This is a genomic window from Actinomadura sp. NPDC048021 (assembly GCF_040653135.1).
In the GTDB taxonomy this organism is placed as follows: domain Bacteria; phylum Actinomycetota; class Actinomycetes; order Streptosporangiales; family Streptosporangiaceae; genus Spirillospora; species Spirillospora verrucosospora.
Genome location: NZ_JBEZJQ010000007.1, coordinates 80,946 through 102,160, shown reverse-complemented (window position 1 = coordinate 102,160; position 21,215 = coordinate 80,946). Strand labels below are relative to the sequence as shown.

At 71.6% G+C, this 21,215-nt stretch carries 19 protein-coding genes; 14 read left to right on the top strand and 5 right to left on the bottom strand.

Translation table 11 applies throughout. The features are described 5' to 3' along the window. Positions 1-675: an HAD family hydrolase gene (locus AB0C87_RS13740; protein ID WP_360577671.1), complete on the bottom strand. Its 675-nt coding sequence runs from the start codon at positions 673-675 to the stop codon at positions 1-3. A 153-nt stretch (positions 676-828) separates the two neighbouring features. Between AB0C87_RS13740 and AB0C87_RS13735 the strand changes: the two genes are divergently transcribed. From AB0C87_RS13735 to AB0C87_RS13725, 3 genes are read left to right on the top strand one after another with little or no spacing between them, the layout of a single operon-like run. Next, positions 829-1,431: a TMEM175 family protein gene (locus AB0C87_RS13735; RefSeq protein WP_353832605.1), complete on the top strand. Its 603-nt coding sequence runs from the start codon at positions 829-831 to the stop codon at positions 1,429-1,431. A gap of 48 nt (positions 1,432-1,479) precedes the next feature. Next, complete coding sequence (locus tag AB0C87_RS13730; protein ID WP_185025848.1) at positions 1,480-2,142, top strand: response regulator transcription factor; 663 nt, start codon at positions 1,480-1,482, stop codon at positions 2,140-2,142. Beyond that, complete coding sequence (locus AB0C87_RS13725) at positions 2,139-3,314, top strand: ATP-binding protein (protein WP_345177406.1); 1,176 nt, start codon at positions 2,139-2,141, stop codon at positions 3,312-3,314. The genes AB0C87_RS13730 and AB0C87_RS13725 overlap by 4 nt, the downstream gene beginning before the upstream one ends. Before the next feature lie 160 nt (positions 3,315-3,474). Here the strand turns inward: AB0C87_RS13725 and AB0C87_RS13720 are convergent, their stop codons facing one another. Further along, the gene (locus AB0C87_RS13720; RefSeq protein WP_360577669.1) at positions 3,475-5,241 is read right to left on the bottom strand and encodes an AMP-binding protein; all 1,767 of its coding nucleotides are present in this window, start codon (positions 5,239-5,241) and stop codon (positions 3,475-3,477) included. A 233-nt stretch (positions 5,242-5,474) separates the two neighbouring features. Between AB0C87_RS13720 and AB0C87_RS13715 the strand changes: the two genes are divergently transcribed. The 5 genes from AB0C87_RS13715 to AB0C87_RS13695 all read left to right on the top strand — a co-directional run bounded on the left by AB0C87_RS13715 (position 5,475) and on the right by AB0C87_RS13695 (position 12,278). After that, positions 5,475-6,677 (top strand): thiolase family protein, encoded by a 1,203-nt coding sequence (locus tag AB0C87_RS13715; RefSeq protein ID WP_360577667.1) that lies wholly within the window; start codon positions 5,475-5,477, stop codon positions 6,675-6,677. Further along, positions 6,674-8,755, top strand: a complete 2,082-nt coding sequence (locus AB0C87_RS13710) for a 3-hydroxyacyl-CoA dehydrogenase NAD-binding domain-containing protein (RefSeq protein WP_360577665.1) — start codon at positions 6,674-6,676, stop codon at positions 8,753-8,755. Before AB0C87_RS13715 ends, AB0C87_RS13710 begins: the two co-directional genes overlap by 4 nt. 191 nt (positions 8,756-8,946) lie before the next feature. After that, positions 8,947-10,434, top strand: a complete 1,488-nt coding sequence (locus AB0C87_RS13705) for an amino acid permease (RefSeq protein WP_360577663.1) — start codon at positions 8,947-8,949, stop codon at positions 10,432-10,434. A 64-nt stretch (positions 10,435-10,498) separates the two neighbouring features. Then, positions 10,499-11,848, top strand: coding sequence for an FAD-dependent oxidoreductase (locus tag AB0C87_RS13700; RefSeq protein ID WP_360577661.1), 1,350 nt, complete (start codon positions 10,499-10,501; stop codon positions 11,846-11,848). Between the two features lie 64 nt (positions 11,849-11,912). Further along, positions 11,913-12,278 carry a hypothetical protein gene (locus tag AB0C87_RS13695; protein WP_345177417.1) on the top strand — a complete coding sequence of 122 codons (366 nt, stop codon included), beginning with the start codon at positions 11,913-11,915 and terminating at the stop codon, positions 12,276-12,278. Here AB0C87_RS13695 and dxs read toward each other — a convergent pair. Continuing rightward, entirely contained in the window at positions 12,275-14,197 is a 1,923-nt protein-coding gene (gene dxs, locus AB0C87_RS13690; protein WP_345177418.1) for a 1-deoxy-D-xylulose-5-phosphate synthase, read from the bottom strand. The genes AB0C87_RS13695 and dxs overlap by 4 nt on opposite strands. Before the next feature lie 150 nt (positions 14,198-14,347). On the opposite strand from dxs, the gene idi reads away from it, so the two are divergent. The 5 genes from idi (at position 14,348) to AB0C87_RS13665 (ending at position 18,862) form a co-directional block, all read left to right on the top strand. Next, the gene (idi, locus tag AB0C87_RS13685; RefSeq protein WP_345177421.1) at positions 14,348-14,926 is read left to right on the top strand and encodes an isopentenyl-diphosphate Delta-isomerase; all 579 of its coding nucleotides are present in this window, start codon (positions 14,348-14,350) and stop codon (positions 14,924-14,926) included. 153 nt (positions 14,927-15,079) lie between these two features. Further along, positions 15,080-16,384: an ABC transporter substrate-binding protein gene (locus AB0C87_RS13680; protein ID WP_360577659.1), complete on the top strand. Its 1,305-nt coding sequence runs from the start codon at positions 15,080-15,082 to the stop codon at positions 16,382-16,384. After that, positions 16,381-17,289 (top strand): sugar ABC transporter permease, encoded by a 909-nt coding sequence (locus AB0C87_RS13675; RefSeq protein ID WP_345177427.1) that lies wholly within the window; start codon positions 16,381-16,383, stop codon positions 17,287-17,289. Before AB0C87_RS13680 ends, AB0C87_RS13675 begins: the two co-directional genes overlap by 4 nt. Then, positions 17,286-18,191: an ABC transporter permease subunit gene (locus AB0C87_RS13670; protein ID WP_353832612.1), complete on the top strand. Its 906-nt coding sequence runs from the start codon at positions 17,286-17,288 to the stop codon at positions 18,189-18,191. The genes AB0C87_RS13675 and AB0C87_RS13670 overlap by 4 nt, the downstream gene beginning before the upstream one ends. 242 nt (positions 18,192-18,433) lie before the next feature. After that, the gene (locus tag AB0C87_RS13665) at positions 18,434-18,862 is read left to right on the top strand and encodes a hypothetical protein (RefSeq protein ID WP_345177430.1); all 429 of its coding nucleotides are present in this window, start codon (positions 18,434-18,436) and stop codon (positions 18,860-18,862) included. Positions 18,863-18,877: 15 nt separating this feature from the next. Here AB0C87_RS13665 and mug read toward each other — a convergent pair whose 3' ends face one another. Next, positions 18,878-19,441 carry a G/U mismatch-specific DNA glycosylase gene (gene mug, locus AB0C87_RS13660; protein WP_360577657.1) on the bottom strand — a complete coding sequence of 188 codons (564 nt, stop codon included), beginning with the start codon at positions 19,439-19,441 and terminating at the stop codon, positions 18,878-18,880. Between the two features lie 150 nt (positions 19,442-19,591). Between mug and AB0C87_RS13655 the strand changes: the two genes are divergently transcribed. Further along, positions 19,592-20,200 (top strand): Uma2 family endonuclease, encoded by a 609-nt coding sequence (locus AB0C87_RS13655; RefSeq protein WP_360577656.1) that lies wholly within the window; start codon positions 19,592-19,594, stop codon positions 20,198-20,200. 47 nt (positions 20,201-20,247) lie between these two features. On the opposite strand, the gene AB0C87_RS13650 is transcribed toward AB0C87_RS13655, so the two are convergent. Continuing rightward, the gene (locus AB0C87_RS13650) at positions 20,248-21,177 is read right to left on the bottom strand and encodes an aldo/keto reductase (protein WP_360577654.1); all 930 of its coding nucleotides are present in this window, start codon (positions 21,175-21,177) and stop codon (positions 20,248-20,250) included. Positions 21,178-21,215: the final 38 nt, after the last annotated feature.

Below are 21,215 nucleotides of genomic sequence, written 5' to 3'. Positions count from 1 at the left end.
TCAGCAGGCTGCCAAGAGCGTGGAGACCTCGGTCAAGGTCGAGATCCGATGTATCCCGGCCGGAGTCGGGGTCGCCGTTTCCGCCCGGTCGAGCCAGATGGCGTGGAGGCCCGCGTTGCGCGCGCCTTCGGCGTCCACGTCCAGCTTGTCGCCGACGTAGGCGATGCGAGCGGGCGGCAACTTCAGGGCGGCGCACGCGGCCTGGAAGGCCCTGGGGTCGGGTTTCTCGCAGCCGAGCCGGTCAGAGCAGAGGAGCACTTCGAAGTGGTGGCGGAGGCCCAGGGCCGTCAGCCGGCGCTCCTGATGGACGGTGCTGGAGTTGGACAGGATTCCTTGGCGGTAAGGAAGCGCGGCCAGCGCCGATGCCGCGTCGGGGAACGCCGACCATGCCGCTGCGAACAGCGCCTCGTATCGCTCGTGCCAGGCGTCCGCTTCGATGTCGCTCAGCGGACGGTCGACGAACGTGCGGACTCTGACGCGGCGGTACTCCTCGTACGTCAGCCGACCCGCTGTGAGGCGCAGAAGTGCGGCCTCGGCGATCCGGTGCCAGCGCTCCAGGGCGGCCTCGTCGGAGGGGAGGCCCTCCGCCTCGAAGTGGCGCAGCAGTCCGGTCCGTTCCGAGCCGGTGAAATCGAAGATCGTGTCATCGACGTCCCACAGCACGGCCTCGATCATGGTCTGAGGCTAGCTCGGCGAGGGCGCGGAGGCGCACCGGGGCGGGGAGGGCGGTCGCGCGCGCGGCGAACTCGTCCTGCCGGTCGGCTGAGCTGGGGCGGTACAAGGTCAAGACGCGGCGGCGCGGGTAGGGACCCGGGTGTGGGACGGGCGGTGTCTCGGGATCCTGATCGGCTGGTCCTGTTCACTGATGCGGTCGTCGCGATCGCCGTGACGCTCCTTGTGCTGCCGCTGGTCGAGGTGGTGCCGGAGGCGGTGCACGCGCACCGGCGGTCGGTGGAGGTCGTCACCGGGCACCTCCCGCAGATCTGGGCGTTCGCGCTCAGCTTCGTGGTGATCACCCGGTTGTGGTTCGTGCACCACCGGGTGTTCGAGCACATCGGCGGCTACACGCGCGGCTTGATGGCGCTGAACACGGGATGGCTGTTCGCCATCGTGGTCCTGCCGTTCCCCACGGAGATGGTCGCCTCCTATCCGGGGGACGACCGCTTCACCGTGATGCTCTACATCGGGAACGTCCTCGTCGCGACCGCCTGCCAGGCCGCGCTGGCCGTGCTCTCCTACCGGGACCCGGACGTCGCGTCGAAGACGGATCCGGCCGGGATCGAGTCGGTCCGCGGCGCCCTGTCGGCCGTGGTGCTGCTCGGACTGAGCCTCGCCGTGGTCGCGGTGCTCCCCGGCGTCTCGTACTTCGCCCTGCTGCTGCTCTTCCTCTCGAAGCCGGTGAGCAGGATCTGGAGCCACGCCGGCCTGTGACCGCCGCCCTTATCGGGGTTTAACCCTCCTCGCGTCATGCTCGGCGGCATGCGTGTACTGATCGTCGAGGACGAGCGGGTGCTCGCGGACACGATCGCCGAGGGCCTGCGGGACGAGGCGATGGCCGTGGACGTGGTGTACGACGGCGACGACGCGCTGGAGCGCGCCTCCTACAACGAGTACGACGTGGTCGTCCTCGACCGGGATCTGCCGACCGTCCACGGGGACGACGTGTGCCGGGAGCTGGTGGGGCGGCGGAGTCCCACCCGGATCCTGATGCTGACCGCGTCCGGGGACGTCGACGACCGGGTGGACGGGCTGACGCTCGGCGCCGACGACTACCTGCCCAAGCCGTTCGTGTTCGGCGAGCTGGTGGCGCGGGTGCGGGCGCTGGCGCGCAGGTCGGGGCCGCCGGTGCCGCCCGTCCTGGAGGGGCGGGGCATCCGGCTCGATCCGCACCGGCGCAGGGCGGCGCGGGACGGGCGGGAGCTGCGGCTCACCAACAAGGAGTTCGCCGTGCTGGAGGAGCTGCTGCGGGCGGAGGGCGGCGTGGTGAGCGCCGAGCGGCTGCTGGAGCGGGCGTGGGACGAGAACATCGACCCGTTCAGCAACATCGTCCGGGTCACGATGGCGACGCTGCGGCGCAAGCTCGGGCAGCCGCCGGTGATCGAGACGGTGACGGGGTCCGGGTACCGGCTGGAGGCGCGGTGAAGAGGCTGAGCGTCAGGACGCGGCTCACGCTGGTGTACGGGTCGCTGTTCCTCGTCACGTCGGCGGCGCTGGTCGCGGTGACGTACCTGCTGACCGTCCGGACGATGGACGCCCGGTTCACCTCGCGCCAGAACGTGGACGCGACGACCGTCACCCGGCTGCGGGCGCTGGCCGTCAACGGGGACGTCACCCAGCTGGTGAAGTTGAAGGCCGACGCCGACCGGGAGCTGGCGCGGCAGAAGCACGAGGTCCTGGCGCAGCTCCTGCAGAGCTCCCTGGTGACGATGCTGGTGCTGGGTGTCCTGGGCGTGGTGATCGGGTACGTGGTGGCGGGGCGGATGCTGCGGCCGCTGCACACGGTGACCGCGACGGCGCGGCGGCTGTCGGAGAGCAACCTGCACGAGCGGATCGCGCTGGACGGCCCGCAGGACGAGATCAAGGACCTGGCCGACACCTTCGACCGGATGCTGGACCGGCTGAACCGCGCGTTCGACGCCCAGCGCCGGTTCGTCGCGAACGCCTCGCACGAGCTGCGCACACCGCTGACCATCAACCGGACGGTGCTGGAGGTCGCGCTGGCGAGCCGGCGGAGCCCGCCGGAGACGAGGGCGCTCGCGGACGTCCTGCTCGGCAACACCGCGCGCCACGAGCGGCTCATCGAGGGACTGCTGCTGCTGGCGAAGTCCGAGCGGGAGCCGGACGCGCGTGTCGGCACGCCGCTGCCGGACGTGGTGCGCAGCGCCCTCGACCAGCTCGACGGCCGGGCGGAGGAGGCGGGCGTTGACGTCGAGGCCCGGCTCGGTCCGGCGGCGGTGGCCGGCGACCCGGTGCTGCTGGAGCGGTGCGCCGTGAACCTGGTGGAGAACGCCGTGAAGTACAACGTGCGGGACGGGCGGGTCTGGGTGCGCACGGGCGTCCGGGACGGCGAGGCGTTCCTGCGGGTGGTCAACACCGGGCGGCCCGTCCCGTCCTACGAGGTCGCGACGATCTTCGAGCCGTTCCGGCGGCTGCGCGCGGACCGGACGGGGTCCAGGGACGGCGCGGGACTCGGGCTGTCGATCGTGCGGGCGGTGGTCACGGCGCACGGCGGCTCGATCGACACCGTCCCGCGGCCGGACGGCGGCCTGTCGATCACGGTCCGGCTGCCGGTGGCCGCCGAGCCCGCCGCCTAGGCCCTGCTCGAATCGGCCAGGCCACGCGCGAACGCGTGACCTGGCCGGTGGAGCGAAGCCGCAGGCGAGCGGAACCGGGCAGATCGCGAAGCGATGCCGCGTTCGCCCAGGCCCGGTCACGGAGCGAGCCGCAAGGCGAGCGAAGTGGGCCGGCGCTAGATCAACACAGCGGCGGCTGCGGCCACAGGACGCGGCCCTCGGGCTCGGACCCGCCGGGGCGGGCGGTGAGCCAGCGGTGCACCACCTTGCCGGTCGCGTTGCGGGGCAGCTCGGGGATGAAGAACACGTCGCGGGGAACCGCGTAGCGGGCGACCTGGGCGTGCACGTAGGCGCGGACGGCGTCGGCGTCGAGGCGGGCACCGGGCCGCAGGACGACGTACGCGGCGAGGCGCTGCCCCCACTCGGGGTCGGGCACGCCGGTGACCGCGACCTCGCGGATCTCCGGCATCCGCATCAGCGCGTCCTCCACGTCGCCGGGGACGATGTTCTCGCCCCCGGACACGACCATGCCGTCGTTGCGGCCGTCCACGAACAGCAGGCCGCGGTGGTCGACGTGGCCGAGGTCGCCGGTGGCGAGCATGCCGTCGCGGACCTCCATCGGCTCGCCGCCGGTGTAGCCCTCGAACAGCAGCTCGTTCGCGGCGAAGATCTGCCCGCGGGTGGAGCGGCCGAGGCGGCGGCCCTGCTCGTCGAGGATCGCCAGGGCGGTGTTGCGCGGCGGGCGGCCGGCGGTGCGCGGGTCGAGCCGCAGGTCGCGCGGGGTGGCGATGGACACCCAGGACGCCTCGGTGGAGCCGTAGACGTTGTAGAGCCGGTCGCCGAACGCGTCCATGAACCGGGTCGCGAGGTCGCCGGGCAGCGCGGCGCCGCTCAGCGCCGCGATCCGCAGCGAGGACGTGTCGTACCGCTCGCGGACCTCGGGGGCCAGTTCGAGGATCCGCTGCAGCATGACCGGGACGGCGAACAGGGCGGCGTCCCGGTGGGAGGCGACGGCCCGCAGCGTCCGCTCGGGGTCGAACCGGCGGTGCAGGACGACCGGCGCCCGCAGCGCCCAGGCCATCTGCAGCGCGGCGTAGCCCCAGGTGTGGAACAGCGGCGCTTCGATGATCATGGTCTGCCGGGCGCGCAGCGGGATCCGGGACGTCATCGAGGCCAGCGGCCACAGGCCGGGCCGGGGCGGGCGGCGGGCTCCCTTCGGGCGGCCGGTGGTGCCCGAGCTCAGCATGATCGTCCGGCTCTGGATCTGCGGCGGCCCGACGGCGGGCGCCGGGGCCGACCGGATGATCTCCTCGATGCTCGGCCCGGGGTCGGCGGGCACGGCGTCCGGGGCGGTGCGGGGCCGCGGCAGCGTCGCGGCGGGGACGGGGGCCGACAGCGGGGCGGCGGCGGGCGGCCGCCGGTCGGCCCACACCACCTTCCGGCGCAGGGCGATCGGGACGTTCGCCAGCAGCGGCGCGAACTCGGCGTCCGCGACGAGCAGGGTGGGGCGCAGCTCGCCGAGCACGGCGCGGATCTGGCCGGTTCCGAAACCGGTGTTGAGCAGCACGACCTCCGCGCCGCGCCGGGAGCAGGCGACGAGGGTCAGGGCCATGCCGCGGTGGTTGCGGCACAGGACGCCGACGCGCGGGCGGGGGCCGTTCAGCGGCAGGCCCGCGGCGAGGCGGGCGGCGAGCTCGTCCAGTTCGGCGAACGTCAGCTCGCCCTCGTCGTCGATCAGGGCGGCGCGGGACGGGGAGCGGGCGGCGGCGGAGGCGACCAGCCCGGCGAGCGTCGTGCCCCAGCGCCGCAGCGTGCCGAACTGGCGGACCGTCCCACGGGGCCCGCCGGAGAACAGCAGGCCGGTGCCGAGCAGGAGGGCGGCGAGGTCGCGGATGTGCCCGAGCCGCCGGCGCATCCCCGGCCGGTAAGCGGGCCTCGCGTGGGTCACCGTGCCCTCCTCCGGTGATTTCCGGTCACGTTACCCATCAGTCATGAGCCGGACAAGGGCATGAGAACCCCGACCCGGGGCATCAGCGCGCTGAGCGGCGCGTCAGTGGTTACTGACGAGTAGCATTAAGGGTTACCAGCAAGTAGCATCGCTGACGCGGGTCCTCGTGCCGCCGGCAGGGGCGGCGCGAGGCTCGACACCTTCACCCGAGTCCATCGCAGGGAGGACGACCCGTGCCTCGCACCGCACGCGACGTCGTGTTCGTCGACGGCGTCCGCACGCCGTTCGGCAAGGCCGGCCCCAAGGGCCTCTACGCGCAGACCCGCGCCGACGACATGGTCGTCCGCGCGATCCGCGAGCTGATGCGCCGCAACCCGTCCCTCCCGCCCGAGCGGGTGGACGAGGTCGCCGTCGCCGCCACCACCCAGACCGGGGACCAGGGCCTGACCATCGGGCGGTCCGCCGCCGTGCTGGCCGGGCTGCCGAAGAGCGTCCCCGGCTTCGCCGTCGACCGGATGTGCGCGGGGGCCATGACCGCCGTGACCACCACCGGCGCCGGGATCGCGTTCGGCTCCTACGACGTCGCCATCGCGGGCGGTGTCGAGCACATGGGCCGGCACCCGATGGGCGAGGGCGTGGACCCGAATCCGCGGTTCCTCGCCGACAAGCTGGTCGACCCGTCCGCCCTGGTCATGGGGTCGACCGCGGAGAACCTGCACGACCGGTTCCCCGGCATCACCAAGGAGCGCGCCGACGCCTACGCCGTGCGCAGCCAGCGGAAGGTCGCCGAGGCCTACGCGGCCGGGAGGATCCAGCCCGACCTGGTGCCGACCGCGGTCCGCTCCGCCGAGCTGGGCTGGGGCCTGGCCACCGAGGACGAGCCGCCGCGGCCCGGCACGACGATGGAGAGCCTGGCCTCGCTGAAGACGCCGTTCCGCGTGCACGGCAACGTCACGGCGGGCAACGCCGCCGGCCTCAACGACGGCGCCACCGCCTGCCTGCTCGCGGCCGAGGACGTCGCGCGCGAGCTCGGCCTCGCGCCGCGGATGCGGCTCGTCGACTTCGCCTTCGCGGGCGTCGAGCCGGAGGTGATGGGCGTCGGGCCGGTCCCCGCGACCGAGAAGCTCCTCGCCCGCAACGCGCTGACCATGGACGACATCGGCCTCATCGAGATCAACGAGGCCTTCGCCGTGCAGGTGCTCGCGTTCCTGGAGCACTTCAAGATCGCCGACGACGACGCGCGGGTGAACCCGTGGGGCGGCGCGATCGCCCTCGGCCACCCCCTCGCCTCGTCCGGCGTGCGGCTGATGAACCAGCTGTCCCGTCTTTTCGAGGAGCGCACGGACGTCCGGTTCGGGCTGACCACGATGTGCGTCGGCATGGGCATGGGCGGAACCGTCCTCTGGGAGAACGCGAACTGGGAGGGCGCCAAGTGAACCCCGACATCTTCAAGGACGAGGTCGTCACGCACGCGCGCGTACGCGACGTGACGCTGCCCTACGGCGCGGGCACGCTCGCGCTGATCACGCTCGACAACGGCTTCGACCACACCAAGCCCAACACGTTCGGCCCCGGCGGCCTCGCCGAGCTGAACGCCGCGCTGGACGAGGTCGCCGGGCGCGACGACATCGCGGCCGTCGGCGTCATCGGCAAGCCGTTCGTCTTCGCGGTGGGCGCCGACCTCAAGGGCGTCCCGATGATCCGGCGGCGCGAGGACGCCGCCGCCATCGGCAGGCTCGGGCACGACGTGTTCCGCCGCCTCGGCGAGCTGGGCGTCCCGTCCTTCGCCTACTACAACGGCGCGGCGATGGGCGGCGGAGTCGAGATCGGCCTGCACTGCACCTACCGGACGATCTCGCGCGGCGTCCCGGCGTTCGCGCTGCCCGAGGCGTTCCTCGGCCTCGTCCCCGGCTGGGGCGGCACCTACCTGCTGCCGAACCTGATCGGCGCCGAGAAGGCGCTCAAGGTCGTCATCGACAACCCCCTGGCCCAGAACCGGATGCTCAAGGGCGCGCAGGCCCACGAGCTCGGCATCGCCGACGCGATCTTCGACTCGGCCGACTTCCTGGAGGAGTCCCTCGCCTGGACGGCCCGGGTGCTCAAGGGCGAGATCACCGTGGGCCGCCCGGAGGTCGACAAGGGCAAGGCGTGGGACGACGCCGTCGCCATGGCCCGCTGGAACGTGGAGGGCAGGCTCCACGGCGCGGCGCCGTCCTTCACCCGGGCGCTGGACCTGGTCGCCGCGGCCAAGGACCGCACCCGCGACGAGGGCTTCGCCGCCGAGGACGAGGCCCTGGCCGACCTCATCATGAGCGACGAGCTGCGCGCCGGGCTCTACGCGTTCGACCTCACCCAGAAGCGCGCGAAGCGGCCCGCCGGGGCGCCGGACAGGGAGCTCGCCCGCAAGGTCACCAAGGTCGGCGTCGTCGGCGCCGGGCTGATGGCCTCGCAGCTCGCCCTGCTGTTCGCGCGGCGCCTGGAGGTGCCGGTCGTGCTGACCGACCTCGACCAGGAGCGCCTGGACAAGGGCGTCGGCTACGCGCACGGCGAGATCGACAAGCTGCTCGGCAAGGGGCGGCTGTCCCCCGACAAGGCCAACCACCTCAAGGGGCTCATCACCGGCTCGCTCACCAAGGACGCGTTCGCCGACGCCGACTTCGTCATCGAGGCCGTCTTCGAGGAGATGTCGGTCAAGCAGAAGGTGTTCGCCGAGGTCGAGGAGTACGTCTCCGCCGAGTGCGTTCTCGCGACCAACACCTCCTCGCTGTCGGTCACCGAGATGGCCTCCGGGCTCGCCCACCCCGAGCGGGTGGTCGGGTTCCACTTCTTCAACCCGGTCGCGGTGCTGCCGCTGCTGGAGATCGTCCGGGGCGAGCGGACCGACGACGCGGCCCTCGCCACCGCGTTCGCCGCGGGCAAGGCGCTGAAGAAGTCCTGCGTCCTGGTCAAGGACGCCCCGGCCTTCGTCGTCAACCGCGTCCTGCTGCGGCTGCTCGCCGAGATCGTCAGGACGGTGGACGAGGGCACGCCGATCGAGGTCGCCGAGCGCGCCGCCGCCCCGCTCGGCCTGCCGATGCCGCCGTTCGTGCTGATGGGCCTGGTCGGCCCGGCGATCGCGCTGCACGTCAACGAGACGCTGCACGCGGCGTTCCCGGACCGGTTCCCGCTGTCGGACAACCTGGCGGCGATGGTCGCGGCGGGCAAGAGCGGCGTGTACCTGCCCGACCTCACCCTCGACCCCGAGGTCGTGGAGATCTTCTCCGGCGGGTCGAGCCCCTCCACCGAGGAGCAGGTCCTCGACCGGGCGCTCGCGGCCCTCGCCGACGAGATCCGGATCATGCTGGACGAGGGCGTCGTCGCGGCGCCGCAGGACATCGACCTGTGCATGATCCTCGGCGCCGGCTGGCCGTTCCATCTCGGCGGCATCACCCCGTACCTGGACAGGTCCGGCGTCGCCGAGCGCGCCGCGGGCGGCCGCTTCCTGGAGCCGGGGGTCGCCTCCCTGCCCTCCTGACCCCGGCCCTCCTCGACCACGGGCCCCATCCCGGAAGAAGGGGCGTTCCGAACCGCCTTTGGAACGCCTCTTTTCCGGCGTTTCCCCTTGTCACGGACATGCGCGTGTTTCGGCGGATCATAACCCGCGCACAAATGGGCATACGGCTGACGGTCGTATGCCGTGCACCGGACACGAGGGGGGCGCCGAAATTGAACGTGCTGCGCACGAAGTCGGTCGAGCAGTCGATCAGGGACACCGAGGAGCCCGAGCACCGGCTCCGCCGTGACCTGTCGGCGTTCGACCTGACGGTCTTCGGGATCGGCGTGATCATCGGAACCGGCATCTTCGTGCTCACCGGCGAGGTCGCCAAGGACAAGGCCGGTCCGGCGGTCGCGCTGTCGTTCATCCTCGCGGCCGTCGTGTGCGGCCTCGCGGCGCTCTGCTACGCCGAGTTCGCCTCCACCGTCCCGGTCGCCGGCTCGGCCTACACGTTCTCCTACGCCACGATCGGCGAGTTCCCCGCCTGGATCATCGGCTGGGACCTCATCCTGGAGATGGCCCTCGGCGCGGCCGTGGTGTCGGTCGGCTGGTCGGGATACTTCGCCTCGCTGCTGGACGACGCGGGGGTCACGATCCCGACGGCGCTCGCGGCCCCGCCGGGCGAGGGCGGGACGGTGAACATCCCGGCCATCTGCCTCGTGCTGGTGGTGACCGCGCTGCTCGTCCTCGGCGTCAAGATCTCCTCGCGGGTGAACGCGGTGGTCGTCTCGGTCAAGGTGGCCATCGTGCTCCTGGTGATCTTCGCCGGGCTGTTCTTCGTCAAGGGCGCCAACTACCACCCCTTCATCCCGCCGTCCCAGCCGACGCCGAGCGTGGAGGGCCTCAAGGCGCCGCTGATCCAGGTCATGACCGGCCACGCGCCGGTCAGCTACGGCTGGCTCGGCATCTTCTCGGCCGTCGCCATCGTGTTCTTCGCCTACATCGGCTTCGACATCGTCGCGACCGCGGCCGAGGAGGCGCGGCGCCCGCAGCGGGACCTGCCGATCGGGCTCATCGGCTCCCTCATCATCACCGCCGTCCTGTACGCGGCCGTGGCGAGCGTCGTCGTCGGCATGCAGAAGTACACGGAGCTGAGCGTCGCCGCGCCGCTCGCGGACGCGTTCAAGGCCGTCGGCCATCCCGTCTTCGCCACGATCATCAGCATCGGCGCGGTCGTCGGGCTCACCACCGTCGTTCTCATCCTGCTCCTCGGGCAGAGCCGCATCTTCTTCGCGATGGGCCGCGACGGCCTGCTGCCGCCCTGGCTCTCGGCCGTCCACCCGCGCTTCGGCACCCCCTACCGCGCGACCATCATCATGGGCGTGATCGTCGCGGTGCTCGCCGGGTTCATCCCGCTCGCCGAGCTGGCCGAACTGGTCAACATCGGCACGCTGTTCGCGTTCCTCGTCGTCTCGATCGCCGTGATGATCCTGCGCCGCACCCGCCCCGACCTGCCCCGCGCGTTCCGCACGCCCTGGGTGCCGGTGATCCCGATCCTGTCGGTGCTGGCCTGCCTGTTCGTGATGATCAACCTGCCGGTGGAGACCTGGCTGCGGTTCCTCGCCTGGATGGTCGTGGGCGGTGTCGTCTACGCCGCCTACGGGTACCGCAACAGCAGGGTGGGCCGTCGGGCGGAGCAGATTCCCTCCAAGTCCTGACACCGCCCCGCCGTGACGGGAGTCACGGTGTCCTTTCGACCGACGGGTGTGCACAATGGCGCGCATGGCACCTCCAGCGCGCGTCGCGGTGATCGGGTCGGGGCCGGCGGGGATCTACGCCGCCGAGGCCCTGGTGAAGCAGGCCGGCGACGACGTGCGGGTGGACGTCTTCGACCGGCTCCCGACGCCGTACGGGCTGGTGCGCTACGGCGTCGCGCCCGACCACACCTCGATCAAGTCGATCGCCCGGTACCTGCAGCGGGTGCTGGAGAACCCGGCCGTCCGGTTCTTCGGGTGCGTCGAGCTGGGCCGCGACGTCACCCGCGACGACCTGCTCGGATGCTACGACGCCGTCGTCTACTCCACCGGCGCGATGGTCGACCGGCACATGCGGATCCCCGGCGAGGACCTGCCCGGCAGCATCGCCGCCACCGACTTCGTCAACTGGTACTGCGGGCACCCCGACGCCGCCGACCACGCGTTCGACCTGTCGGTCGAGGAGGTCGCGGTGGTCGGGGTCGGGAACGTCGCCGTGGACGTCGTGCGGATCCTGGCCAAGACGGCCGCCGAACTGCGCGCCACCGACGTCCCCGAGCAGGTGATCGAGGCGCTGTCGCGCAGCCGGGTCCGGCGCGTCCACATGATCGGGCGGCGCGGGCCGGCGCAGGCGAAGTTCACCACGAAGGAGGCTCGCGAGCTGGGCGAGCTGCCCAACGCGAGCATCCACGTCAGCCCGCGGGACATGGAGCTCGACCCGGCGAGCGTGGAACTGGCCGAGAGCGACCGGCACGTCCGCGGCAACATCAAGGCGCTGAGCGCCTGGACGGACGAGCCCGCCCCCGGCCGCGCCCGCCACATCGACGTGCGGTTCTGGCGCGCCCCCGTCGAGATCCTCGGCACCGACCGCGTCGAGGGCCTCAAGCTGGAGAAGACCCGGCTGGACGAGTCGGGCCGCGTCACCGGCACCGGCGAGTTCGAGACGCTTCCGGTCGGCATGGTGCTGCGCTCCGTCGGCTACCAGAGCGTCCCGCTGGAGGGCGTCCCGTTCGACGAGCGCTCCTTCGTCGTCCCGAACGAGGGCGGCCGCATCGTCGGCCCGGACGGCGCCTTCGTGCCCCGCGAGTACGTCGCCGGCTGGATCAAGCGCGGGCCGTCCGGCGTCGTCGGGACCAACAAGTCCGACGCCGCCGAGACCGTCCGCAACCTGCTGGAAGACCTCGCGGACGCCGGGACGGCGCCCGAGCGCACCATCGAGGAGCTGCTGGAGTCGCGCGGGCTGCCCGTCGTCACCTACGACGACTGGCTCAACCTGGACGCCGCCGAGGTCGCCCTCGCCCGCAGCCTCGACCGCGGGGAGCGCGTCAAGCTCGCCCGCTGGGAGGCGATGCGGTCCGCCTGCCGGGGTTCCGCGTGATCCTTCCGAAGTCCCCGCCGGGAAACTAGTGACGCAAAGGTGACCCGGACGCTACGGTGCGCGTGTGACCGGCGGTCCTGAACTGCACGGGTTCCCCCCACCCGAGACGGTCCCCGACCTCAGGTGGCTAGGACCCGACTACGTCTCCGTACTCGTGTACGACCTGACGCGAGGTCTCCTGCGCCAGGATCCGCGCACGTCCGTCATGGGCGTGCGCTGCGAGGGCATGCCCCGGCTGGCGCCCTCGGTCGACCCGGCGGGGGTCATCCGCGCGCACGACGCGTGCTTCCCGCTCCAGGTCTACGTCCAGGACGGCGCGGGGCGCCCCTGGTGCCTGCGCGGGCGATGGACGTACTTCGGACGCGACCTCGGCACGTCCGGCGCGTCCATCACCCACGCGTGGCGGCTGCTGTCCGCCGAGGGCGGCTAGGAGCGCTCGTCGGAGGTGGCGGGCTCGTCGGCCTCGGCGGTGAGGCGGGCCACCGACTCGGTCACGTCGCGCGCCAGCGCCTGCGGCGTGAGGCCGATGTCGGCGAGGATCTGGCCCCGGGACGCGTGGTCGAGGAACTCCTGCGGGATGCCGAAGGTGCGCAGGGGCGCGTCGACGCCGGCGTCGCGCAGCAGCCGGGCCACCGCGTCGCCGACGGCGCCGGTGCGGCCGTTGTCCTCGGCGACGGCGACGAGCGTGTGCTCGCGGGCGAGGTCGAGCAGCGCCGGGTCGAGCGGCTTGACCCACCGGGGGTCGACGACGGTGACGCCGATGCCCTGCGCGGCGATCAGCTCCGCCGCCTCGACCGCCGGTGTCGCCATCGAACCGGCCGCGACCATGAGGACGCGGGCGCCGTTGGAGCCGTCGTGGCGGGCCAGCACGTCCATGCCGCCGGCCTTGCCGACCGCCTCGACGTCGGCGGCGGCCGGGCCCTTGGGGTAGCGGATCGCGGTCGGGCCGTCGGAGACCGCCACGCACTCGCGCAGCAGCTCGCGGAGCCGGGCGCCGTCGCGCGGGACGGCGATGCGCAGGCCCGGGACGAGCTGCAGGATCGACAGGTCCCACATGCCGTTGTGGCTGGCGCCGTCGCTGCCGGTCACGCCGGAGCGGTCCAGGGCGAAGGTGACGGGCTGGCGGTGCAGCGCCGCGTCCATCAGGACCTGGTCGAAGGCGCGGTTGAGGAACGTGGCGTACAGCGCCACGACCGGGTGCAGCCCGCCCATCGCGAGGCCGGTGGCGGAGGTGACCGCGTGCTGCTCGGCGATGCCCACGTCGAAGATGCGGTCGGGGAAGGCCTCGGCGAACGGCGCGAGCCCGACCGGGTAGAGCATCGCGGCGGTGATGCCGACGACGTCGCGGCGCTCGCGCCCGATCGCCACCATCTCCTCGCCGAAGACCTTCGTCCAGTCGGGGCCGCCCTTGCCGGTGACGAACTTGCCGGTGGCGGGGTCGAACGCGCCGCCGCCGTGCATGCAGTCCTCGGTGTCGTTCTCGGCGGGGGCGTAGCCGCGGCCCTTGGTGGTGATGCAGTGCACGATCACCGGGCGGCCGAACCCGCGGGCGCGGCGCAGCGCCCGCTCGACGGCGTCCTCGTCGTGGCCGTCGATCGGGCCGACGTACTTCATGCCGAGGTCCTCGAACATGGCCTGCGGCTGGAGGACGTCCTTGAGGCCCTTCTTGATGCCGTGCAGCGCCTCGTAGGCGACGTTGCCGACCACGGGCGCCCGCGGCACCGTCTTCTTGATCAGGTCGAGCGCGTTCTCGTAGCCCTGGGTGACGCGCAGGTCGGCCAGGTGCGAGGCGAGGCCGCCGATGGTCGGCGAGTACGAGCGGCCGTTGTCGTTGACGACGACGATGACGGGGCGGTCGACGCCGGCGGCGATGTTGTTCAGCGCCTCCCAGCACATGCCGCCGGTCAGCGCGCCGTCACCGACGACCGCGACGACGGCGCGGTCGTCCTCGCCGCGCAGCTGGAACGCCTTGGCGAACCCGTCGGCGTAGGACAGGGCCGTCGAGGCGTGCGAGTTCTCGATGATGTCGTGCTCGGACTCGGCGCGGCTCGGGTAGCCCGACAGGCCGCCGCGCTGGCGCAGCAGCTCGAAGTCGTGCCGGCCGGTGAGAATCTTGTGCACGTAGGCCTGGTGGCCCGTGTCGAAGAGAATCTTGTCGTGCGGCGAGTCGAAGACGCGGTGCAGCGCGATCGTCAGCTCGACCGCGCCCAGGTTGGGCCCCAGGTGCCCCCCGGTCTTGGAGACCGCCTGGACGAGGAACTCGCGGATCTCCTCCGCGAGCCGAGACAGCTGAGCGGCGTCCAGTCGCTTGAGGTCGTCGGGACCCGTGATCGACTCCAGCAAGCTCACTCGTTTCAACTCCTCCGTCGGGGATTCGGTCTCCCCTGGCTCGGGCCGTTCCGAGTTTAATCCCGGTTCGCCCGCGACGCGCCGCAGACCACCCGCCCGGGGGGTGTGAAAAGACTGACCCCGGTGCGAGGGATGAGGTAGGAAAAGAGCATGGGCGTCGAAGAGATTGTGCTGCTCAACGCGGACGACGAGGCCGTCGGAACCGCACCCAAGAGCGCCAGCCACCATAGAGACACGCCGTACCACCTGGCCTTCTCCTGCTATGTCACGGACACGGAGGGTCGTGTGCTGATCACTCAGCGCGCCCTCGGAAAGCGCACCTTCCCCGGCGTCTGGACGGGCAGCTGCTGCGGCCATCCGGGCCCCGGCGAGAAGCTGCGCGACGCCGTGCTCCGGCGATTGCAGGACGAGCTGGACATCCAGGACGCGACGCTGACCCCGGTCCTGCCGCGGTTCCAGTACCGGGCCGTGGCCGACGACGGGACGGTCGAGCACGAGCGCTGCCCGGTCGTGCGCGCCGTCGTCCCCGCGGGCGAGGCCGTCCACCCGAATCCCGAGGAGGTGGAGCGGGCCGAGTGGTGGACGTGGGAGCAGTGCCTGGAGCTGACCGGAAAGCCCGAGTCCTCTCCCTGGTACCGGCTCCAGCTGGCCGAACTGGCGCCGCTCGGCACGCCGCTCGACTGGCCGGACGCGGGCCGCGCCGGCCTGCCGCCCGCCCTCGGCTGGTAGCCGCGGGCGGCCGCGCCCCCGGCCGCGCCCGCCGGGGCGCGGGCCGGGCCGGTGTGGCGCGCATCACCGAAAGATCACTATTCGGCGTCCGGTGTTGACCGTCCGTCCGTCCAAGCAGACGCTTGTTTCTCGGTGCAACCGAAGGGACGGACGATGCGAGTACGTGCTCCCCGGCGCCGCTGGACGGCGGTCGCGGCGTTGACCATGACGGCCGCCGTCGCCGTGTCGGCCTGCGGCGGCAGCGACGACAAGGGCTCCAACGACACATCCCAGGTCGAGGTCTTCTCCTGGTGGACCGGTCCGGGCGAAGCGGACGGGCTCGCCGCGATGCAGGCCGACTTCGAGAAGAAGAACGCCGGAACCAAGTTCGTCAACGCGGCCATCGCCGGCGGATCCGGCACCCAGGCCCAGGCCGTGCTGGCGAGCCGGCTGCAGAACCGCAAGCCGCCGGACTCCTTCCAGGGCCACGCGGGCGCCGAGCTGCTCGACTACATCAAGGCCGGGCAGATCGAGCCGCTCGACTCCTTCTACGACGAGAACAACCTGAAGTCGGTCTATCCGCAGCAGCTCCTCGACCAGATCAGCTACCAGGGGAAGATCTACTCGGTGCCGGTGAACATCCACCGGTCGAACATGCTCTGGTACAACCCGGGCATCCTCAAGGACGCCGGGATCTCGGGGCCGCCCGCGACGATCGCCGACTTCATCACCGCGCTGAAGGCCGTCAAGGACAAGACCAAAAAGGTCCCGCTGTCGCTCGGCGCGCAGTGGACGGCCGACCACCTGCTGGAGAACGTCCTGCTGGGCGACCTCGGCACCGACGCCTACAACGCGCTGTGGAAGCCGGGCGCCGACTGGGGCAGCCCGGCCGTCACCAAGGCGCTCACCGACTACGCCGAGATCATGAAGTACACGACGCTGGAGGCCGCGTCCACGGACTGGCAGGGCGCCGCGAAGGCCGTCGTCGACGGCAAGGCCGCGTTCAACATCATGGGCGACTGGGCGTACGGGTACTTCACCGGGAGCGCCCCCAACGGGCTCGGCAAGAAGCTCGACACCGACTTCAAGTACGTGCCCTCCCCCGGCACCGACGGCACCTACCTGTGGCTGTCGGACAGCTTCACCCTGCCCAAGAACGCGCCTCACCGCGGCGGCGCCCTCGCGTGGCTGAAGGAGGTGTCCAGCAAGGAGGGGCAGGACCTGTTCAACCCGAAGAAGGGATCCGTCCCCGCCCGCAAGGACGCCGACAAGAGCCTCTACAAGGGCTACCTCCAGTACGCGTTCGAGCAGTGGAACAAGCCCGGCATCAAGCTGGCGGGCTCGTTCTGGCACGGCGTCAACGCCAGTAAGAAGCAGCACACCGACATCGACACGGCGGTGGGCCTCTTCCTGCAGAACAAGGACGTCGCCAAGCTGCAGCAGGGGCTGGTGAGCGCGGCCAAGAACAGCGGCCAGTGAGGCCCTCCGGCTCCAGGTGGGCCCGTAGCCGCAGGTGGCTGCCCGGGCTGCTGCTGGTCTCGCCGTCCATCGTCGCGATCGGCCTGTTCGTCTACGGGCTCATCTTCTGGAACACGCGGGTCGCGGTGAGCGGCAAGCACGACGAGGTCACCGAGTACGGGTTCGACAAGGGAAGGAACTTCGTCGACCTGTGGGACCAGCCCAGCTGGCCCGGCGCGGTGAAGCACGCGCTGCTGTTCACGGCGGTCTTCGTCGTCGGCGCCCTGGTGCTCGGCGCGTTCCTGGCGTTCCTGATGGACAAGGGCATCAGGGGCGAGGCGTCCTTCCGCGTCGTCTACCTGTTCCCCATGGCGGTGTCGTTCATCGCCAGCGGCGTCGTGTGGCGCTGGCTGATGAACCCGGCGCCGCCGGAGCGCGCGGTCGGCCTGAACCAGCTGTTCGGCAAGCTGCACCTCGGCGCGCTGGCGAACAGTTGGTGGCAGGACCCGGACTGGGGCATGGCGGCCATGGCACTGCCCGCGATCTGGCAGATGTCCGGGTACGTCATGGCGCTGTACCTCGCCGGCTTCCGCGGCGTCCCCGGCGAGCTGCGGGAGGCGGCGCGGGTGGACGGCGCGTCCGAGTGGAAGGTGTACCGGTACGTGGTGTTCCCGCAGCTCCGTCCGGTGACGCTGTCCGCACTGATCATCCTCGGGCACATCTCGCTGAAGGTGTTCGACCTGATCATGGCGATCGCGGGCAAGCAGATCATCACCTATGTGCCGGCCGTGGCCGCCTATGTCGAGATCTTCGACCGGCACGACCCGGCGAACGGCGCCACGATCGCCACCTACCTGCTGCTCGCGGTGGCCGTGCTGGTGATCCCCTATCTGGTCTGGTCGGTGCGGACGGAGCGGACGCGATGACGGGCGTGGAGGCGTCCCCGGCGCCGGCGCGGCGCCGGGCGGCGGGCGGGCGGCGCGGCGCGGCGGCGGAGCCGGGGAGGTCGTCCGGCGCCTGGCGGGCCGTCAAGCTGGCCGTCCTGCTGGCGTTCGTCCTGCTCTTCCTGATCCCCGTGTACGTGCTGGTGGTCACGAGCTTCAAGCCGCTGGACGAGGCGGACCCGAGCAGTGCGTGGAACCTGCCGGGCCAGTGGAGCACGTCCGGCTGGAGCTCGGCGTGGGAGGCGCTGAAGCCCGGCCTGGCGAACAGCGTCAAGATCGCCGTCTCGGGGTCGCTGATCTCGGCGGTGCTCGGCTCGCTGAACGGCTACGTGCTGTCCAAATGGCGGTTCCCGGGCGCGGACGTCGTCTTCACGCTGTTCCTGTTCGGCATGTTCATCCCGTACCAGGCGGTGATGATCCCGCTGGCGGGCCTGCTCACCGACATGGAACTGGTGGGCACGATCCGCGGCCTCGTCCTCGCGCACGTCGTGTACGGCATCCCGATCTGCACGCTGATCTTCCGGAACTACTACGTGACGATCCCGGACGAGCTGGTCGAGGCGGCCCGCGTCGACGGCGCCGGGATGCTCCGCACCTACTGGTCGGTCGTCCTGCCCGTGTCGGCGCCGGCGTTCGCGGTGACGCTGATCTGGCAGTTCACCTCGATGTGGAACGACTTCCTGTTCGCGGTGTTCCTCGGCGCCCCCGACAGCTGGCCGGTCACGGTGATGCTGAACAACACGGCCGGCTCGGGGGCCGTGGCCGTCCAGTACAACCAGCAGATGGCCGAGGCGCTCCTCGCGTCCCTGCCGACCCTCCTGGTCTACCTGCTCCTCGGACGGTTCTTCATGCGCGGCCTCATGGCGGGCGCGTTGAAGGGCTGAGAATTCCACCGGCGCGTCAACCGCATATCGACCTCAAGCGTCACATGGGTGATCAACCACCTCATGGGTTAAAAGGCCCATGACGGACAAGGACCCTTTCGCCTTGTGCGTTGGCAATTCCTGCGGGATGCGCCTAGCCTCTCGGGCATCGTCGTACGACACCCGGCGTCCGTCGCCGGGCGTCCCGGCGATCCCGGGGGCGAACGGACCGGGCGGACAACGGAGGTGACCGCGTGCAGGCGATGAGTGTTCAGCAGCCCTGGGCGTTCGCGATCGCGCGTGGTGGCAAGAGCGTGGCGAACCAGAGCTTCCCGACCGCCTACCGCGGTCCGCTCCTCATCCACGCCTCGATGCGCGTCGACCTGAAGGCGTGCGACTCCCCGCTGGTCCAGGCGGCCGGCTGGGACCCGCGCGACCCGCTCGCCACGATCGGCGCCGTCATCGCGGTCGCCGAACTCGACGACGTCTGCTCCGCCGCCGTCCGCGGCGCCTCCTGCGACTGCGGCCCCTGGGCCGACTCGGCCTCCCACCACTGGCTCCTGTCCGGCATCCGGGCCCTCCCCCGCCCCATCGTCGCCCTGGGCCGCACGGACCTGTGGCAGCCCACCCCCAGCCTCCTCAAAGAGGTCGAGACGATGTTCGCGAGCGCCGCCCTGCACAACGCCACCTGAGCGGAAGAAGGATCCTCAGGAGGCTCTGAGGGCTTCGGCGGCTTCGCGGAGGCGGGCGAACTCGGCGGCGATGCCGTCGAGGGGCCAGCTCGCGTTGAGGCCGCTCGGGTTGGGCAGGACCCACAGGCGCGCGGGGCCGAAGTCCTCGTCCTGCGGGCCGATCCGCGTCCGGGGGCGGGCGAAGGCGGTGCGGTAGGCGGTGACGCCCGCGACGGCCAGGTAGGCCGGGCGGTGGCGTTCGACGAGGGCGGCTAGGCGGCGCCCGCCCTCGCGGAGCTCCGACTCGGTCAGCTCGTCGGCGCGGGCGGTGGTGCGCGGCGCCAGGTTGGTGATGCCGAGGCCGTAGCCGGGCAGGAGGTCCTGCTCGGACGGGTGCAGCCGCCGGTCGGTGAAGCCGGACAGGTGCAGCGCGGGCCAGAAGCGGTTGCCGGGACGGGCGAAGTGGCGGCCGGTCGCCCCCGAGTACAGGCCCGGGTTGATGCCGCAGAACAGGACACGGAGCGTCCCGGGGGCCTCGGGCAGGACGTCGGGGATGACGCGGTCGCGGGCGGCCTCCAGGTCGGCCTTGGTGGGGCGCATCAGATCAGGTTACGGACCGCCGAAGACACCACACGCCACCCCTGAAACTGCCAACAGAATGCAAAGGAACGACTACTCTAGGTCACGACAGTCGGGCGGGGTACCGTTGTCCCTGCATGGATTCGGTATGCCACCAGCGGGAGCGGAAACGTGAGCGTCGCGCACGATCATGGCGGGTTTGGCCCGTACACGGCGGAGGACCTGCACGCCCGAGAGGACGAAGGCCGCGGCCTGGAACTCGAAGACGGGTGGCTGATCGAGTTGTCCCCGAGCGCACCTCACAATTGGGCCGCCAGGCAGATGCAGGACGCCCTCCAGGAGGCGGCGGCGGACGCGAAGGCCTCGGTCTTCATCGCCGGTGGAGGCGATTGGGAGATCAGCACGCCGGCGGGTATCCGCAAGCCCGACGTGTTCGTGGTACCGAAGAGCGTGGCCCGCGCCTCGATCGTTGACCGCAACCCGATCGTGATTCCCGGCATCGAGGTCCTGCTCGCCGTCGAGGTCGTGTCCCCCGGCAGCGGCAGCGAACGCACCGATCGCGTGCGCAAGCTCAAGGAGTACGCGGCCCTCGGCATCCCTCAGTACTGGCTTGCCGAGTTCGTCCCCAGTCCCAGCGTCCAGATCTTCGCTCTGGACGCCGCGGCCGCCACCTACCGCCGCGTCCAGACGGTGAGCGCGGGAAACGTTGTCGAGGCGAAGGTGGAGGCGGACACCACGATCACCGTCCGATTCGATCCGCAGGTTCTGACGGAGTTCTGAGAAGACACCGCGGTCAGGCGGACACCGCGGTCAGGCGGACACCGCGGTCAGGCGGACGCGGCGGTCAGGCGGTCGAGCTGGTCGGCGGTGAGCGTCGTGCGGGCGGCCTCCACGAGCGGCGGGAGCTGCTCCAGGGTGCGGGCGCTCGCGATGGGCGCGGCGACGGTCGGCTGGGCGGCGAGCCAGGCGAGGGCGACCGTCGCGACCGGGACGCCCTGCTCCTCGGCGACGATGTCCAGCGCCGCCAGGACGGCGCGCCCGCGCTCGGTCTCCAGGTGCCGCGCCGCGCCTCCGGCGCGCGCGCTGTCCACCGTGGACCCGGGGCGGTACTTCCCGGTGAGGAAGCCGGACGCCAGCCCGTAGTACGGGACGGCGGCGAGCCCGTACTTCTCGGCCAGGTCGCGGCGCGGTCCCTCGTAGGAGCCGCGGGAGACGAGGTTGTACTCGGGCTGGATGGCGACGTAGCGGGCCGTCCCCTCGCGTTCGGCGAACTCCAGGGAGGCCTGGAGCCGGTCCAGCTCGATGTTCGACACCCCGATCTGCCGGATCTTGCCGGCGGCGACCAGGCCGTCCAGCGTCGTCATGGGCTCCTCGACGGGCACCGACGGGTCGTCGAAGTGGGTGAAGTACAGGTCGATGCGGTCGGTGCGCAGCCGCCGCAGCGAGTCGTCCACGGCCGCCCTCATCGTCGCCGCGGACAGGCCCTGGTGCTCGGGGTGCCTGCCCCCCTTGGTCGCGATCACGAGGTCGTCGCGGTTGCCGCGCGACTCGGCCCACTCCCCGATGATCGATTCGGACTCGCCGCCGCGGTTGCCCTCCACCCACGCCGAGTAGGAGTCGGCGGTGTCGAGGAAGTCGCCGCCGGCCGCCGCGTAGGCGTCCAGGATCTCGAACGAGCGCTCCCGGTCCGCCGTCCAGCCGAAGACGTTCCCGCCCAGGCAGAGCGGGAAGACGTCCAGTTCACCGATCTTGTGCATGGCTTCCTTGTCGTCGATCGCGGAAGGGGTTCCAGGGA